The organism is Legionella sheltonii (assembly GCF_026191355.1).
GTDB classification, from domain to species: domain Bacteria; phylum Pseudomonadota; class Gammaproteobacteria; order Legionellales; family Legionellaceae; genus Legionella; species Legionella sheltonii.
Genome location: NZ_JAPHOQ010000003.1, coordinates 227,342 through 243,318 on the forward strand (window position 1 = coordinate 227,342; position 15,977 = coordinate 243,318).

Sequence of the window (15,977 nt, forward strand, 5' to 3'; positions counted from 1 at the left end):
CGATTCGTATATTATGACTTTGAACCCGCTAATAGGTATTGGACTTCGGTACCCTCATTACACACAAGTTCTAGAGGAGCGACCTTCGATTGGCTGGTTTGAAGTTCATAGCGAAAATTTCTTCTCCAACCGCGGAAATGAGATAAAAGCTCTTTTAAATATTTCCGAATATTATCCGATAAGCCTTCATGGTGTTGGGCTATCTTTGGGTTCATCCGATGGTATCTCCAAAGTCCATTTGGATCGTCTATCGAATCTTGTTCATCAGGTGCAGCCTAAATTTGTTTCTGAGCATCTTTCATGGGGACATGTTGGTGGCATACACATGCCTGATTTACTTCCAGTGCCTTATACAGAAGAAAGTTTTAACACCTTTAAGCGTAGTATATCGATAGCACAGGATTTTTTAAAACGAGAAATTCTTATTGAGAACCCATCTTCCTATATAGAATATAAGTCATCCAGGCTCCATGAATCCGATTTTTTGGTGGAGCTTTGCAATCAAACAGGTGCCAAGATTCTGCTCGATGTGAATAACCTATTCATCTCATCCTGGAATCACGGATGGAATACCAAAGAGTACATTGATTCTATTCCATTTAATTTAGTAAAAGAAATTCATATTGCTGGTCATTCCATAAAAGAATTGTCAAACGATAGTACTCTGCGTATAGATACTCACAATAATTATGTGTGTGATGAGGTGTGGGCTCTATACGATTATACTGTTCAAAGATTTGGCCCTATACCAACTTTACTTGAATGGGATGCAGACATCCCTTCTCTCAATATTTTAATTGAGGAAGCTTCAAAATGCGAGTCATACCTCTCGTCTTACAAAGTTAATAGGGGGGTAGCAAATGCATGAATTACTTAAGTTACAACAGTCTTTTTATCGAAATGTCTTTAAAAAAGACGATGATTTAAGTTTTATAAGCTCGGATTTCTCCCAAGAACGGCTAGATGTTTATCGTCAGACTATTTTTGAAAATATGATCAATGCTTTGAGGATTACTTATCCAGGCGTTTGGAAATTAATCGGCAATGAGTGTGCCAATAGTGTTGCCTATACTTATTGCAAAAAGGATAAGTACTTACCAAAGACAGGCTGGCTTGATGATTTTGGTGGAGATTTCCCTGACTTTCTATCCACATTACAGCAACTGTCTGAGTTGCCCTATTTAAGTGATTATGCCCACTATGAATGGCTCAAACATTTGGCGTATGGGGCTGTAGACTCTAAGTCCATTTCTCCTCAAGATTTAATGACCATCCCCGAAGAGGAAATAGATCATATCAAACTGAATTTTTGTCCTTCAGTTTGTATTTTTCAGTCCAAATACCCGTTGTTTGATATTCATGATACCATTGAGAATTGTAGTTCAAAAGCAATTACCCTTAAGACAGAAGCAGCTTATGGTGTTATTGGCTGTAAGGAAAACGAAATACATACCTATTGGATTGCCGAAGATCAGTGGCATTTCATAAAGAAATTATTTGAAGGTGCAAAGCTTTTAGAGAGCGTCCAGTATGCACAAACAATCAATCAAAATTTTGACTTAACTTCAGCAGTTGCTTTTGTGTTACAGGAGCAGCTGGTCGACAATATCATTAAAACCGGAGGCAATAATGCTCAATAATTCGGTAGAGACTTCTATAAATAAGCCGTTCATTTCTAAAATCATTCAGATTTATCTATTAGTTACAAAGGTTTTGGAGAAAATTGCCCTTCCTGTGCTTGTTTTATTCATGCGCTTTTGGATGGCTAAAATCTTCTGGTATTCTGGCATGACTAAAATATCAAACTGGCAGTCGACCGTCTTCTTGTTTAGGGAAGAGTATAAAGTTCCTTTTGTGCCTCCAGAAATTACTGCTTGTCTTGCAACCTCTTTTGAGCTCGCTTGCCCTGTACTTCTTATCTTTGGGTTTGCAACAAGACTTGCAACATTGCCTTTACTGGCTATGACCGCTGTCATTCAGTTTACCTATCTCGATTTAATAGACCATCGTTACTGGGCTATGCTGCTTGCTTTGATTTTATTTTATGGCCCGGGTTCACTATCTCTTGACCACTTAATTTCTAAGAAATTTGGATTATTGGCATCTTCGCGTGGCGATGTTGCCTAAATCAAATTTGGTGTGCATAATGCTTCTGAGTATAATAAGTCCAGCGATCTCAATAATTCTTTTTCTAATAGATTGCCCGCTCAGAAAAAGTAAATACTTTGAACAGATTTATGCAGGGTAAAAAAATAATTGTTTTATCACCCGAGTTTATAAAGTATTAAACTAATGTTTAACACCGCAAGGAAAAAAGTGCAGAAAACGTCAGAACCATTCCCCGCACACGAAATTTGAAATGCTTTTTATTATAAATAAAAGCATAAGCATGAAGAATTCTTCCCAGAATAAAAAATAATGCCAAGATGAATAGAATTACCCAATGGGCTTGATTTGCTTCAGCGCAAAGCATCAATATCAATGCAACCCGTATTTAGGGTATGCGTTCGGGGAAATACGGGTTGAATTATCTGATAAAGCCAAAAGGGTGTTTGCCGAGGAAGCAGAAAATGTGTTTATGACCCATGAGCTTCTTGGTCAAGGTTTAGAAAGCAGGGTAAATTACCCTGAGAATACAATCGGATTAAATTATGGAAGAGATATATAATTCATTTAACTCTAGTGAATTTTATTTTCAACAAGTTAATATGGTGATAAGGGAATCACCTGGTTGTAGGATTATCAAAGTACGAATCAATTTGAAAATCGTTATTGGGAGTTATTGAAAAAAAGTGGCTTAACTGGGGTGTACAAATTTGCTTGATTACATCACTAGGCATTTAACCCCAAAAGGACGCTCACATTGCCTTTCCCTTTTTTCTTAGCCTGATAGAGTGCTAAATCTGCTCTAGCAATTAAATCGTCAATATTCGTATCCTTTTTATCTACTAATGTTGCACCGATGCTTACACTGGTTTTGATGTCTTGATTATTTGATATGGCAGTTATAATTGAATCCGCTTTAATTTTTAATGCATCGCTATCTACTCCATGAACCAGTACTATAAACTCATCTCCACCGAATCGACATAAATAATCTGTCTGTCGAATATTACTGAGACATATAGATGAAATTAACTTTAACTGTTCATCACCCTCTAAATGCCCAAATGTATCATTAATATGTTTAAAGCTATCAACATCAATGACCATAATCGCAAAGTTTAGGTTGCTCCTGAGATGATTAGCAAAAGATACAGCAGCAACATCATAAAAGCGATTTCGATTAATTGCGCCTGTGAGATGATCTTTATTTGCAAGTTCGTATAAGTTATTCTGCGAGATTTTTTGTTGGGTAATATCTCTCTCTATCGCACCAAAATAGGAAACTTCGCCCTTATCATCGAATAGTGGAACTACTGAAAAATCCAACCAATATTCTCGGCCATCTTTAGTATAGTTAAGAAGTTCAACACGAACAGGCTTTTTAAGAACCAGTGATCTTTTTATGCGTCTTAGCGTATTTTTATCAGTATTTGAGCCCTGCAGTATGCGAGGCGTTTGACCAATCGCTTCTTCTTTAGTAAAGCCAGTTAGATTCTCAAAAGCTTTATTTACATACTGAATTATAGGGTTGTCTATATTGTTATCTGTAATTAGAACAACGTCACTTGTTGAGTCTAAAAGTTTTGCTTTATATTGGTTTAGATCGTCCATAGAAATTTGTTGTCCATATGTTTTCACGGCTCTTCCGTATTTTTAATGTAATGTTATTATGCATAGATTTCGAAGCCTTGTGTAATCCTCCCTTATAATTGGACCAGTCAAAATTAAAGTTCTCCGGGTATAATGATGACCCGAGGAGAATTAGATGAAGAAATCGAGATATAACGAAAGCCAGATAATCAGTATTTTGAAAGCGGTAGAGACAGGCAGACTAGTAAAGGATGTTTGCCGGGAATACGGTATTTCCGATGCAACGTATTACAATTGGAAGGCAAAGTACGGTGGAATGGAAGCTTCAGACATCAAACGAATGAAGGATTTGGAAGAAGAAAATCGGCGCCTGAAACAGATGTTTGCCAACCTCAGTTTAGAGCATACGATTCTCAAAGATATTATCGAAAAAAAGCTTTAAAGCCAGCCGAAAAGCGAGAGCTCGTGGATTATGCAATAACATACCATCAGGCAAGTTTACGCACAGCCTGCAATGTAGTTGGTCTTAGCCGAAGTTCTTATAAATATGAGCCTGATCTCACTCGTGATCAGGTTGTCATTGCAGCTCTGCAGCGGTTGGCTGAAGACTATCCTTCCTACGGATTTCAGATGATGTTTGACAAATTAAGGCAGGAAGGTTTGGCCTGGAATCATAAACGCGTTTATCGAATTTACCGGAGCTTAAAACTGAATTTGCGTCGCAAGGGTAAAAAAAGGCTACCGAGCCGCAATCCAGAAAGATTAGCTGTTCCAGATACATTAAACCAGACATGGTCAGCTGATTTCATGTCTGATTCATTGATGACAGGCAGACGCTTTCGAACATTCAACGTTGTTGACGATTTTAATCGGGAATTGCTGGGGATCGCCATCGATTTAAATATCCCATCAAAGCGAGTCATTCGTGAACTGGATCAAATTGCTGGGTTAAGAGGTTACCCCAAGAAATTGCGACTGGATAACGGTCCTGAATTTATTTCAACCGCGATGGCTGAATGGGCGGAGCAACATGGTATCAAACTTGAGTTCATCCAGCCGGGAAAGCCTACGCAAAATTCTTATATAGAACGGTTCAACCGGACTTACCGAACGGAAGTCTTGAATATGTACGCATTCAGAAATTTAACGGAGGTAAAAGAAATCACACAAACATGGATAAAGGAGTACAACGAGGAACGGCCGCATAAGGCTTTAAACAGCATGACGCCTGTTCAATACCGATTAAGCAAACACCCGGAAACCTCTAGTTTAGCTTGGCACTAAAAAGGGTGGGTTTACACTTGCAAATCGAGGAGTAATCCCAAGGACAAAGCGCATGCCTGTCTTTAATTACTAAAAGTACTAAAAAATAAAATATGCTTGGAAGGATCATCAAACTATCGCTTTTCAAGAGAGCAGCACAAGCTCACCAGAATGACTATTTTAAAAATTCATCTAAATATCTAAGTGTCAATAACTCATGTTTAAAATTGGTTATTGAGATGCCTCAATCTTCAAAAAAATTTTAGATAGAACGTAAACGTTCGTGGAAATACGGGTTGCATGGAAAGGAACAATTAGTTTAATCCTGTCAGGTTAAAAGGCAAGAGAGCCTTATAGTCCTCCGCTGTTCTACAAGAGCTGATATTTTCAAAAAGAATTTTCAAGTAATGGAAGGGATTGAGCCCATTAGCTTTACCCGTTGCAATGAGGCTATAGAATAATGCACTGGCATGGGCACCTCTTGGACTACCCGACATCATCCAATTTTTTCTGCCCAAAGCAAAGGGCCTGATGAGGTTTTCTATGAGATTATTATCAATCTCAAGGGAACCATCCAAAAGATAAGCGGTGAGCTCACCCCATCTGCCATACATATAATCGAGAGCTTTGCCCAGTTCCGATTGGGGGGCTGTTGTTTTGATGGTTTTATCCAACCAGCTTTTCAGTTCGTCAAGAATCGGCTTTGCCTGCTGCAAGCGAAGCTCATATCGTTGCTGATGAGAATAGTGATTGTTACGGGCATTCTGCTCAATAAGGTAGAGTTTCTTAATGTAGGCTACAGCCTGATACGACTTCCCCGTGGTTTTAGCCAGTTTTACAAGCTTAGCAAAAGGCCTCCTGGCGTGAGCCAAACACCCCAAATGGATAATATCCGGGTGGTCATCCACCCAATCATAGCCCTTATACCCATCAGTTTGCAGATAGCCCTTAAAATCCTTAAGTATTTGTTTGGGCCACTGCGCTTGCCTTGTTTGCTGGTAATCAAAAAGAACTACTTTTTTATCGGGCCGGTGGTTACGATAGACCCACATATAACTGGTGCTGGTATTCTTTCGATTCGGCTCATCCATGACGTGCATAGTGGTTTCATCTGCTTGTAGATAGTTCGATGTAATAAGTTCCCCATGAAGCGCTTGTCCCATGGGTTCACACACCTCGTATGCCGCCATTATCCAGCCACATACGGTGTTTCTTGGCATCTCAATCCCTAATCGAGCCCATATTTTCTCCTGGCGATACAAAGGTAAATGGTCTTCGTATTTACTAACGATGGCATGAGCTACAAGACTTGGAGTAGCCATGCTTTTAGGAAGGAATAACGAAGGCATAGGGGCAATAGTGACTGCCTCATCACAACGATTGCAGGCATATTTAAGGCGAACATGGGCAATGACAGAAAGACGCGCTGGAACATACTCTAACTGCTCGGTAACTGCTTCCCCAATACGTTGCTTCATACACCCACAGACGCAGAATTTTTCTTCTTCTGTAATATCGTGCTCGATTACTTCACGAGGTAAATGCGCAGGTATTGGGCGTCTGACTGGCTTCTTCCGGGTGTAGGTTACCGTAATGGTATTTTCCTCTTCTGGAAGCTCAGTGCTCTCAACCGAATCCGCTTCATCAAATTGCAATTCGCCTTGCCCTATATGGGCTTCTGATGAGCGACCAAAGGGTTGCTGTTTGGCCAGGCGCAATTGCTCAAGAAGATGATGGTATTTCTCTTTCCATTCCTGGGCTTCTTGCTTTAAGACTTGATTTTCATCTTGAAGTGGGACGAGAATCGCTTGAAATTCTGAAGAAAAAATAGAGTGGTCAGGAGTCATTTTCATGGTGGAATTATACCATATCCACCATGATGTTCTGAGCTTTTTTTAATGAAAATCGCGATAAATTACAGGCTCTTCTCCTTGATGAAACGTGTATTTATTAGAAGCTATCAGCCAATTTAAATGGTCTTTTGTTAACTCAATATGGCTACGAGGGAAAATGAATTGTCCTTTCTCTAGCCTACGGTACCATAAAGTAAAACTACACGCCTCATAGTACAGGGCTTTGAGTTTGGAGCCACAGCGACTACGAAATAAAAATAAATGCCCTGGCTCCAGTTCCATGCCGAATACTTCTTTGACCAAAATCGCCAGCGTATTAATCGACTTCCTCATATCAGTAATGCCGCAATATAAATGAACCTGTACTTCTTCTGGAATCAGCATAGCAACCTCAATTGATTCAGTAAGGAGGAAAAATCTCGGCTCTTGATATCTATTTGTACTTCACAGCAAATCTGATTGGGAAATTGGATAATAATAGATTGGCTCGTTACAGGTTCTGGGGAAACAGACTCATTTTTACTAATAAGTACTGGTTCAAAATCACCGGGTTTCTCAGAACTATTTTGCACTGTAGTTTTATTGCTCCTTGCGCCAAACTTTTTACGCCATTGATACTTGAATTTTGCAATAGGAATGCCTTGTTCGCTGCAGAATTCTTCTTGCGATAACCCACTTCGCTCATATCCTTTAAATAGACGCTCCCAGTATTCTTCTTTTGATTTCATTTCTAGCTCCTCTTTTTGAGAGGCTTAGTTTAGAAAATTTTAAATTCTGCGGTAGGTGTATTTCCTCGAACAGTTACTATTACCTTCGTATGACGATCGATGTGTTTCCCGATATAAAGTTGAAAATGGAGACTAGGTACCCAGGAATAATCCCTGATTTGCAAGGCGATAACGATGAAACCAACTGATTTTGCAGAATATCTTACTGAATTTCTTACTGTTTAATTACCCAAACAAAAAAATGTAAGCAAGAACACCATTTACTCTTACAGAGACACATTGAAAATAGAAAAATATTTTCAGTCCAACAACTACCACTAATTTAAGAGAAAAATGATGACTATGAATAAAGATAATTATAATTGGATTGACTTGAGCCATTTTTATAGGCAAGTTTATAGAAACAATTCACGAGCCTTTTAAACTAATGTCTGAGATCAATTACAGTACAGTACAATATTACTTAGTACTCATTCTTACTCTTATTTATTTGTCATTGTTTGTTTTAGAAAAAAAGTGGCCTTTAAGAAAAGCAACTCGCCCATTATTGCAGCGATTAGCGATTAATTTCACCTTTACCGTCTTGGTTTATGTCATCGCAAGCCTGTTAATTAGCCCCTTAGCAAAAGTCACAGTCCTTTTCACCTTTAGCCATGATTTGGGTCTTCTCTCTATGCTTCCCTTTAATCAATGGGTACTGTTTGTACTTGGGTTTTTGTTAATGGATTTAAGCTTTTACTACTGGCATACTCTAAATCATAAACTTCCGTTATTGTGGCGATTCCATGTCGTGCATCACGCTGATCCTGACTTAGATGTTTCAACCGCTATGCGTTTTCATTGTGTGGAAATTATGTATTCGAGTCTCTTTAGGTTGGTGCAATTAGGGTTGATTGGAGTGAGTCCTTTACTCTTTTTTTGCTATGAATTTTTTTTTCAAGCACATACTTTTTTTCAACACAGCAATATCAAATTGCCTTTTCGCTTTGAACGGCTAATTAATAAAATTATCGTTACTCCAAGAATGCATGGCATTCATCATTCCAATTATCTAGATGAAACCAATAGTAATTATGGGGTTGTATTTTCATTTTGGGATAGGTTGCATCAAACAATCAAATTAGATATTCCCCAACAAGCTATCATAATTGGTGTGCCTGGCTATTCCAAGCCATCAGATAATAGTCTTATACGGTTACTTTTGATGCCAATTAAAGCTCAACGTCACTATTGGCAAATAAAAAAGGATTTTCATTTTAGCCGAAAGTCAAAAACTCCTGATAAGTAAATAGGAGAGTTATGTGAATAATGAAAAGGACATCATCTAATGAAAGTTAGTGCAATAAAATCGTGGCTTCCCCTTTTAATAATAATAGTGTTATTAGGTCTTTTTTTTGGTTTAGGCTTAAATAAATACGTAAGTTTTGCCAATTTACGAGACAATCATGAATGGCTTATAGCCATGACAAAATCACATTTTTATCTAGCCTCTTTAGTTTTTATACTAATTTATACAGTGGCCGTAGCTCTCTCTATTCCAGGTGCTATCTTTTTGACTTTAATAGGCGGCTTCTTATTTGGAATACTTTGGGGAACTTTTTTGGTGGTTCTAAGTGCCACTTTAGGTGCAACGATTCTTTTTTTTGCAGTCCAATCGTCCTTAGGCGAAGTGTTTTCCAAGCGTGCTTCAGGTTGGGTTAAGCGGATGCGTTCTGGGTTTAAAGACAATGCATTTTCTTATTTGCTCACCTTGCGACTTATCCCATTATTTCCTTTCTGGGTGATTAATATCGTTTCTGCCTTACTGGGTGTGAGCGCCTATACTTTTATCATAGCCACTTTTATAGGAATTATTCCTGGCTCTATTGTCTATGTGTCTGTTGGTAATGGATTGGGCGAACTATTTGCAGCAAGCCTTCAGCCTAATCTGGGGATTATTTTTGAACCCAAATTTATTCTACCTTTATTAGGATTAGCCGCTCTTTCTTTGATTCCTGTTTTTTACAAAAAAAAGGGTAAACAGGGTACTGAAAAAATGAAAGATAAAGATTTATTTTGTGATTTGGCCATTATTGGCGGGGGTTCTGCAGGCTTAAGTATCGCTGCAGGTTGCTCTCAATTGGGATTACAAGTGGTATTGGTTGAACCAAACAAAATGGGAGGTGATTGTTTAAATTACGGTTGCGTCCCTTCTAAAACGCTATTGAACACTGCCAAAATCTTTTATCAAACCAAACATTCGACTGTTTTAGGTATTCAGGCAAAATCGGTGAAAATTGATTTTTTGCAAGTGATGCAACAGGTGCAAAATGTGATAGCGTGTATTGCCAAAAATGATTCGGTGGAACGTTTTACCTCTCTAGGTGTTCAGGTTATTCAAGAAGCAGGACGTTTTATAGGGCCTAAACAGTTTAAATTAAAAAGGAAAATTATTCAGGCCAAACATTTTGTGATTGCTACCGGCTCATCTCCGGCCATCCCTCCTATCCAGAACTTAAACAAGGTCTCTTACTTAACTAATGAAACCATCTTTAACCTAAAAGTACAACCTGAGCATTTGATTGTTATCGGCGGAGGTCCTATAGGCTGTGAATTAGCTCAGGCTTTTGCAATGCTTGGGTCTAAAATCACCATTTTAGAAGCCTTTACTATTCTTCCTAAGGATGATGCCGATTGCGTGGCTATTATTCGAAGTCAACTTGAGTCGATGCAGATAGCACTTTATGAACACATTAAAATTGACAAAATAGAAGAGAGTGTTGATAAGACTATTAGTGTTCATTTGGAAAACCAGGACAACCCAATTACCATCACTGGGTCGCATTTGTTGGTATCAACAGGTCGTGTGGCTAATGTGGACGGGCTCGATTTGGAAAAAGCAGGCGTTCAATACACCACCAAAGGGATAAACACGAATGCCAGACTTCAAACCACTAATAAAAAAATATACGCCATAGGCGATGTGACAGGGCCTCATCAATTTACGCACATGGCTAGTTATCAAGCGGGTATTGCATTGAGAAATATTGCTTTTAAATGGCCTGCAAAAATAGATTACAAAGCGGTGCCTTGGGTGACTTATACTGAGCCCGAATTAGCCCATGTGGGCCTATTGGCGAGTGAGGCTTTAAAAGACCCCACTTTAAAAATCACAGAATTTGCCTTCGCCGAGGTGGACAGAGCCCAAGCGGAAAATAAAGTAAATGGCAAAATTAAAATCATAACCGGTAAAAAAGCTAAAATTTTGGGTGTGAGCATAGTGGGCGCTCATGCAGGTGAATTAATTTTACCTTGGGTTATAGCCGTTAAAGAAGGGAAAAATTTGCGAACTTTTACCGATGCGATTGCAGCGTATCCCACTTTTAGTGAAATTAGTAAGCGAGTTGCGGGAGAGTATTATAGGCCGTTTATATTTTCTTCTAAAATTCGAACTTTTGTTCGTTGGCTAAATAAATTAGGATAAATCTATGATAGAACAATACCTTAGGCCATTGTATCAACGCCTTTGTGTCAATCCAATCACTCCTGTGTTGATAGAGCGAGTGACCCCAAATCAAGTCACCTTCTTTTCTGGCGTATTGGGTCTTTTAGTAATACCCGCACTGTGGCTAAACCTACCCTATCTGGCCATTAGTTTACTATTACTGTCTGGATATTGTGATACCCTCGATGGTACTATTGCTCGTCTGACTAACCATTGCTCTGACTGGGGTAGTGTATTGGATATTATGACTGATCGCGTGGTTGAGGTGGGTGTTGTGTTTGCCTTATGGGCTATTAATCCTAATGAGCGAGGTCTTGGGTCTTTGTTAATGATGGCGAGTATACTACTTTGTATCACGAGTTTTCTTGTGGTGGGTATTTTTAAGACTAATGATTCAGAAAAAAGTTTTCATTACAGTCCAGGATTAATAGAAAGAGCTGAAGCCTTTGTTTTTTTTATAGCCATGATGCTTTGGCCAAACCACTTCCTAAGTTTAGCAATGATCTTTTCTTTGTTAGTGATAGGGACAGCGATGCACAGGCTTTATGAGTTTCATAAGCAATCTATTTAAACAGAGTTAAATACTCTTCATAGCCTTCGTTGCTCATTTGATCTTTTGGGATAAATCGCAATGCTGCCGAATTCATGCAATATCGTTCGCCGGTAGGTTTTGGGCCGTCATTAAATACATGCCCTAAATGAGATTGCGCATTTTTAGAAATCACTTCAGTTCGCACAAAAAACAAATAGTGTCTATCAGGTTTTAAAATAACATTTGCCTTATTTATGGGTTTTGTAAAACTAGGCCAACCGGTTCCCGAGTCATATTTATCCAGAGAACTAAACAGAGGTTCTCCTGAAACTATGTCCACATAAATTCCGGCTTGTTCATTATTCCAATAGGGATTATCGAAAGGTTTTTCTGTAGCAGCCTTTTGAGTCACTTGGTATTGCAAAGGCGTAAGCTGTTTTAGTTTTTCGGGTTTGTTAAATTCAGGCGTGTAGGCCATGGCAGTACTTAGCATAAACAAGCTTACAATGAAACTAACGAGACTTTTCATCCCATAACTCCTTGATTCGTGCATCACGACCACAATTGTAACGATAATATTTGTAACGAATTGGATTTTTTTGATAATAATCTTGATGATAGTCTTCTGCAGGATAAAACGTTGTAGAGGGAATTACCTCAGTATATACCTTAGGAAATCGTTTTTTTATTCCATCAATACTAGCTAAAGCTGCTTTTTTTTGATCGTCATTTAAATAGAAAAGGACACTGCGATATTGCTTACCAACATCGCAAAATTGCTGGTTTTGTACCGTTGGGTCGATATGACGCCAATAAAAATCCAGTAATTGTTTATAGGTCACTTTGTCACTATCATAGACAACACGCACAACCTCCACATAAGCAGTTTTACCCGATGAGACCAATGCATAACCAGGTTTAGGCTCAGTACCACCATCATAGCCTGAAATAGTCTCTAAAACCCCAGGAACTTTATCAAAATCGGCTTCAACACACCAAAAACAACCACCAGCAAAGATGGCTTCGGATGGTTTAGCAAAAAGTGGTTGGGATAGAAGAGCTATCAAAATAAAGAGGTAGCGCATACCTAACCTTGGAAGACAGTTTGTATTTTAAGTGTAGCAGAAAATTACTTTAAGGTTTTAGCTCAAATACTCATGTTACCCACGATCAATTTTAAGCAGCAATATTTTTAAGCCCCTGCCAGGCAATTTGGTTCGCTCTAACAATTAGTTTTGTACTTAATGGCAAAGTGATTTAATTGGGTTTTTATCTTCAGCATTTCGAGCTTGCAGTAAGCAATAATAGACGCATAAATATGATTGCACTGTGTTATGACGATTCGAGCTGGGGACTTGGTTAAGCTTGCATTTTGCTTAATTGACTTGTGATACTCTTCAATCCGCCAGGGTAAACTTCATAAAGACGTTCGGCACTACTTTGCATGTCATTTGAAACAAGATAGAGAATTCCTGTTGAGCCATTTTCGTTTTTGAAAACCTTTTTCAGGAGCCTCACGGGGAGGTCTAGGCCTTTAAGCCAGTATATCCTCTTCAAGTTCTAATGCTCTTACTTGTTGGTACCGCCCGTTTTTGGCATCGTTTTCAGATAAGGCTAATGTTAGGTTAGACTTGATTCCAATGATAAACGACTTTTGAAGGTCTTTATGGATGTGAACCATATTGGCCTTCGAGCCAAACCAGTTGTCAGCTAGCACATAATCAAACATCACCTTATTGGTAATAGCCTGTGCAATCAAGCTTTGAAATAATTGATTCTTGTTCACTGATGATTTTCTTCTGGTTTGTCTGGTTTTAATATCACAATAAGCGATATCTTTTTTAATCACCTTATATCCTATGGATACACTGAAGTCAGCGTAACGAACCATGCAAGACAAGATGTTTATCCCTTTGAGTACAGTCCCTTTAGCATGAGAGTAATACCAGCAATTCACTTCATTCTCATCAGAGTAGGGCTTCTCTTCGATGGAATCATCAAGTATCAATACTCCTCCTACTGTTTCTTGTGACCTAACTGGCTTTTTGACATAGTGCCAAAGTGATTTTGAACCAAAATGTTCAAAACGAAGAAATCGTGTTACTTTGTTATGAGCAAATGCTCCATCAACCAAATCAGATAACCCGGTAGCAGTCGCATATTTGTTTTGGAAAATTAAATAATCACAATAAAGATCAAGCATATCCATTGAATTCACTCCCTAAAATTAAGGGCAAAATTCTAATGCTTTTTATTCAAACTGCAAGTTCACGTGCGTAACATGAGTGGTTTATAAAAAATCTCAGAACTATCCGTTAACATTTCACTGGTAAATCGAATTAATTAGGCTAAATGTATTAGTATCTCCCTGTATACCTCACAACACACACAATAACGCCGATAATTATAGCGTCAGTTACTTTATCAATTTTTATATTCCCCCAATTATCATTTTCGGCCCGCAATTCAAATGGATTAAATTCTTTTGATAAGGTTAGTTGTTTATATCTACGCACGATAACCTCATTTTCTTCGTTAAGCTGTGCTGCAACTAAACTTCCTGGATGCAGTTCAGAATTGGGATCAATAATCAAAATATCATTAACTCTTAATTCAGGGTGCATACTCTCATCTTTCATTTTTAGAGCAAATGCATTTTCTCCAAGACGAGTACTAAGCTCAGAAGAAATCGGTATAAAGCTTATTTCATCTGAATTATGTTCGTTCCTAACCCTTTGAATGAATTCTTTAGGATCGCAGGCTTGTTGATGATCGAGCATTGGAACCAATGACCCTAATCCTGGAATTTTTTTTGGACGTTTCTCATCGGTTAGGCACATCAAATAAGCAGGTGAAATATCTAGTGCTCTAGCAAGTTGTTTTATTTCTTCAGGCCCTGGAGTTCTATCACCTCGCTCCCAATTGCTAATTCTTGATTGTTTAAGATCATCAGTTAACTCCTCAAGGGCCTTTCTAGTTAATCCTTTTGCTATCCGTTCTTCTTGAATTCTTTGACCAATTTTTTCTTTTATATTCATATTAACCAACCCAATTAATCCCATATTGTGAAAATATATATTGACAATGCACCGAATGGTGGTAAATTAAAATAATTATTTACACGAATCGTACGATTCTAGTAGTATTTAATAGTAAATATACCATAGAAAAAAAATAATAACGAATTTATACACGGATTGAGAGTGAGTAGTGGATTTTTTAATTAATGACAAAGAACTTGCTGCTTTATGTGGGATGCCACACCTTCAGCAACTGGCTTACCTAAGAGGGATAAGGCCATATATGGATATCAAAACAGGATTAGTCGGCATAAAGCGCGGAATCAGCTATCAATCGATAGCAGAGCAACTTTATATTGAGCCGCATCAAGGCATTAAAAGCGAGAGCTATTCACGCATGCAAATACGCCGCGCCTTATCTGCTTTGGGGCGAGCAGGGCTTATTACACCACAATCCGAAGGTTTAAAATTAATTTTAAGATGCGAATTAGCTACAATGGGTTATTCCGTCCAAAATAAACTAGACCTAAACCCGACACAGCAACTAGACCCAGCTAAAAATCAGCAACGCCTTATAAACACTGGCTTATCAAAGACAGACCCACTAAAAGCCGGCATAGATAAATCTCCAAAAGCCGACACACCTCTAAAAGAAGATAATTATTATATTTTTTTATTATCACAATTCGAAAAATTTTGGGATTTGTATCCGCTAAAAAAATCAAAGCAAAAAGCATGGGAAGCATTTCAAGCGCTTAATCTCACACCTGAGTTGCCAATACAAATTTATTCGGCTTTACAACAACAAATCCAGTTTTATCAACAACAGCATAGCCAAGGCCAATGGGTTGCTGCTTGGAAATATCCTGCCAATTGGTTAGCGCAACATTGTTGGAAAGATGAAATTCAAAGTGATACGTGTCAGGAGACAAATAATGCAGTCCATGAAACAAATTATAAGAAACAACCCATTAGAGACAGCTTCTGGGAGTCATGTAAATCAGGAATTGAAGAAGAAGCCGATGACAACATCATCGACCTTAGCGCCTACCGAGGAAAGTCGCAAGCGCATTGATCGATTATTTTTGAGGTTTGCAGCTATGTACGGACAGGTTTGGCGTAGTCAATTTAAAAGCGATGAGTTTTTAGTTTTTGTTAAAGGTGAATGGCAACAAGGACTACTTGCCTATGCGGATAACATTCTTGATCTGGCAATTGATTTATGTCGAAAAAATAAGGAACTACCGCCAACCTTACCCCAATTTATTGATTTTTGTAAAAACTGTTCCAAGAGAAGTTCATTTTTTGTACCTGATGAAGCTCCCAAAAACAATAACCCTGAAGTGGCTAAAACCCAATTACTGAAAATGAAACACATTTTAAATATGAAAGTTAACTAAA

At 38.3% G+C, this 15,977-nt stretch carries 17 protein-coding genes and 1 pseudogene; 9 read left to right on the forward strand and 9 right to left on the reverse strand.

All coding sequences use genetic code 11. The annotated features are described in order from the left end of the window. Positions 1-13: 13 nt before the first annotated feature. From bufB to OQJ26_RS04820, 3 genes are read left to right on the forward strand one after another with little or no spacing between them, the layout of a single operon-like run. Positions 14-868, forward strand: a complete 855-nt coding sequence (gene bufB, locus OQJ26_RS04810; protein ID WP_131774952.1) for an MNIO family bufferin maturase — start codon at positions 14-16, stop codon at positions 866-868. After that, on the forward strand, positions 861-1,640 hold the full coding sequence (locus OQJ26_RS04815; RefSeq protein WP_131774951.1) for an HvfC/BufC N-terminal domain-containing protein: 780 nt from the start codon (positions 861-863) through the stop codon (positions 1,638-1,640). The genes bufB and OQJ26_RS04815 overlap by 8 nt, the downstream gene beginning before the upstream one ends. After that, positions 1,630-2,127, forward strand: coding sequence for a DoxX family protein (locus OQJ26_RS04820; protein ID WP_061489745.1), 498 nt, complete (start codon positions 1,630-1,632; stop codon positions 2,125-2,127). The genes OQJ26_RS04815 and OQJ26_RS04820 overlap by 11 nt, the downstream gene beginning before the upstream one ends. A gap of 169 nt (positions 2,128-2,296) precedes the next feature. Here the strand turns inward: OQJ26_RS04820 and OQJ26_RS04825 are convergent, their stop codons facing one another. Further along, complete coding sequence (locus OQJ26_RS04825; protein WP_416209943.1) at positions 2,297-2,482, reverse strand: MAPEG family protein; 186 nt, start codon at positions 2,480-2,482, stop codon at positions 2,297-2,299. A 350-nt stretch (positions 2,483-2,832) separates the two neighbouring features. Continuing rightward, positions 2,833-3,744: a sensor domain-containing diguanylate cyclase gene (locus OQJ26_RS04830; RefSeq protein WP_131774949.1), complete on the reverse strand. Its 912-nt coding sequence runs from the start codon at positions 3,742-3,744 to the stop codon at positions 2,833-2,835. 127 nt (positions 3,745-3,871) lie between these two features. Here OQJ26_RS04830 and OQJ26_RS04835 point away from each other — a divergent pair. Then, positions 3,872-4,980 (forward strand): IS3 family transposase gene (locus tag OQJ26_RS04835; RefSeq protein WP_131774948.1). Its coding sequence is split into 2 segments (ribosomal slippage): positions 3,872-4,124 and positions 4,124-4,980, totalling 1,110 coding nucleotides; the frame shifts between segments, so codons are not numbered across the junction. A 293-nt stretch (positions 4,981-5,273) separates the two neighbouring features. Here OQJ26_RS04835 and tnpC read toward each other — a convergent pair. Genes tnpC through tnpA form a run of 3 tightly spaced genes read right to left on the reverse strand, consistent with a single transcriptional unit; the run spans position 5,274 to position 7,540 of the window. Further along, positions 5,274-6,812 carry an IS66 family transposase gene (gene tnpC / locus OQJ26_RS04840; RefSeq protein ID WP_131774947.1) on the reverse strand — a complete coding sequence of 513 codons (1,539 nt, stop codon included), beginning with the start codon at positions 6,810-6,812 and terminating at the stop codon, positions 5,274-5,276. Between the two features lie 42 nt (positions 6,813-6,854). Then, a complete protein-coding gene (gene tnpB, locus OQJ26_RS04845; protein ID WP_131774946.1) occupies positions 6,855-7,196 on the reverse strand; it encodes an IS66 family insertion sequence element accessory protein TnpB in 342 nt (113 codons plus the stop codon). Next, on the reverse strand, positions 7,190-7,540 hold the full coding sequence (gene tnpA, locus OQJ26_RS04850) for an IS66 family insertion sequence element accessory protein TnpA (RefSeq protein WP_131774945.1): 351 nt from the start codon (positions 7,538-7,540) through the stop codon (positions 7,190-7,192). Before tnpA ends, tnpB begins: the two co-directional genes overlap by 7 nt. Before the next feature lie 427 nt (positions 7,541-7,967). Here tnpA and OQJ26_RS04855 point away from each other — a divergent pair, with 427 nt between their 5' ends. The 3 genes from OQJ26_RS04855 to OQJ26_RS04865 are packed head-to-tail and all read left to right on the forward strand — an operon-like array spanning position 7,968 to position 11,595. Further along, entirely contained in the window at positions 7,968-8,828 is an 861-nt protein-coding gene (locus OQJ26_RS04855) for a sterol desaturase family protein (protein WP_131774944.1), read from the forward strand. A gap of 39 nt (positions 8,829-8,867) precedes the next feature. After that, complete coding sequence (locus OQJ26_RS04860) at positions 8,868-11,003, forward strand: FAD-dependent oxidoreductase (protein WP_131774943.1); 2,136 nt, start codon at positions 8,868-8,870, stop codon at positions 11,001-11,003. Between the two features lie 4 nt (positions 11,004-11,007). After that, a complete protein-coding gene (locus tag OQJ26_RS04865; protein WP_131774942.1) occupies positions 11,008-11,595 on the forward strand; it encodes a CDP-alcohol phosphatidyltransferase family protein in 588 nt (195 codons plus the stop codon). Here the strand turns inward: OQJ26_RS04865 and msrB are convergent. The 4 genes and pseudogenes from msrB to OQJ26_RS04885 all read right to left on the reverse strand — a co-directional run bounded on the left by msrB (position 11,588) and on the right by OQJ26_RS04885 (position 14,594). After that, a complete protein-coding gene (gene msrB / locus OQJ26_RS04870; RefSeq protein WP_165482901.1) occupies positions 11,588-12,085 on the reverse strand; it encodes a peptide-methionine (R)-S-oxide reductase MsrB in 498 nt (165 codons plus the stop codon). The two genes, OQJ26_RS04865 and msrB, sit on opposite strands and share 8 nt — an antisense overlap. Continuing rightward, positions 12,069-12,641 (reverse strand): peptide-methionine (S)-S-oxide reductase MsrA, encoded by a 573-nt coding sequence (msrA, locus tag OQJ26_RS04875; protein WP_131774940.1) that lies wholly within the window; start codon positions 12,639-12,641, stop codon positions 12,069-12,071. The genes msrB and msrA overlap by 17 nt, the downstream gene beginning before the upstream one ends. A 91-nt stretch (positions 12,642-12,732) precedes the next feature. Beyond that, positions 12,733-13,765, reverse strand: a pseudogene (locus OQJ26_RS04880) (IS701 family transposase). 148 nt (positions 13,766-13,913) lie between these two features. Further along, complete coding sequence (locus OQJ26_RS04885; protein WP_207385675.1) at positions 13,914-14,594, reverse strand: helix-turn-helix domain-containing protein; 681 nt, start codon at positions 14,592-14,594, stop codon at positions 13,914-13,916. A gap of 172 nt (positions 14,595-14,766) precedes the next feature. On the opposite strand from OQJ26_RS04885, the gene OQJ26_RS04890 reads away from it, so the two are divergent. Then, positions 14,767-15,651 carry a hypothetical protein gene (locus tag OQJ26_RS04890; protein WP_131774937.1) on the forward strand — a complete coding sequence of 295 codons (885 nt, stop codon included), beginning with the start codon at positions 14,767-14,769 and terminating at the stop codon, positions 15,649-15,651. Beyond that, the gene (locus OQJ26_RS04895) at positions 15,599-15,976 is read left to right on the forward strand and encodes a hypothetical protein (protein ID WP_065235825.1); all 378 of its coding nucleotides are present in this window, start codon (positions 15,599-15,601) and stop codon (positions 15,974-15,976) included. The genes OQJ26_RS04890 and OQJ26_RS04895 overlap by 53 nt, the downstream gene beginning before the upstream one ends. Position 15,977: the final 1 nt, after the last annotated feature.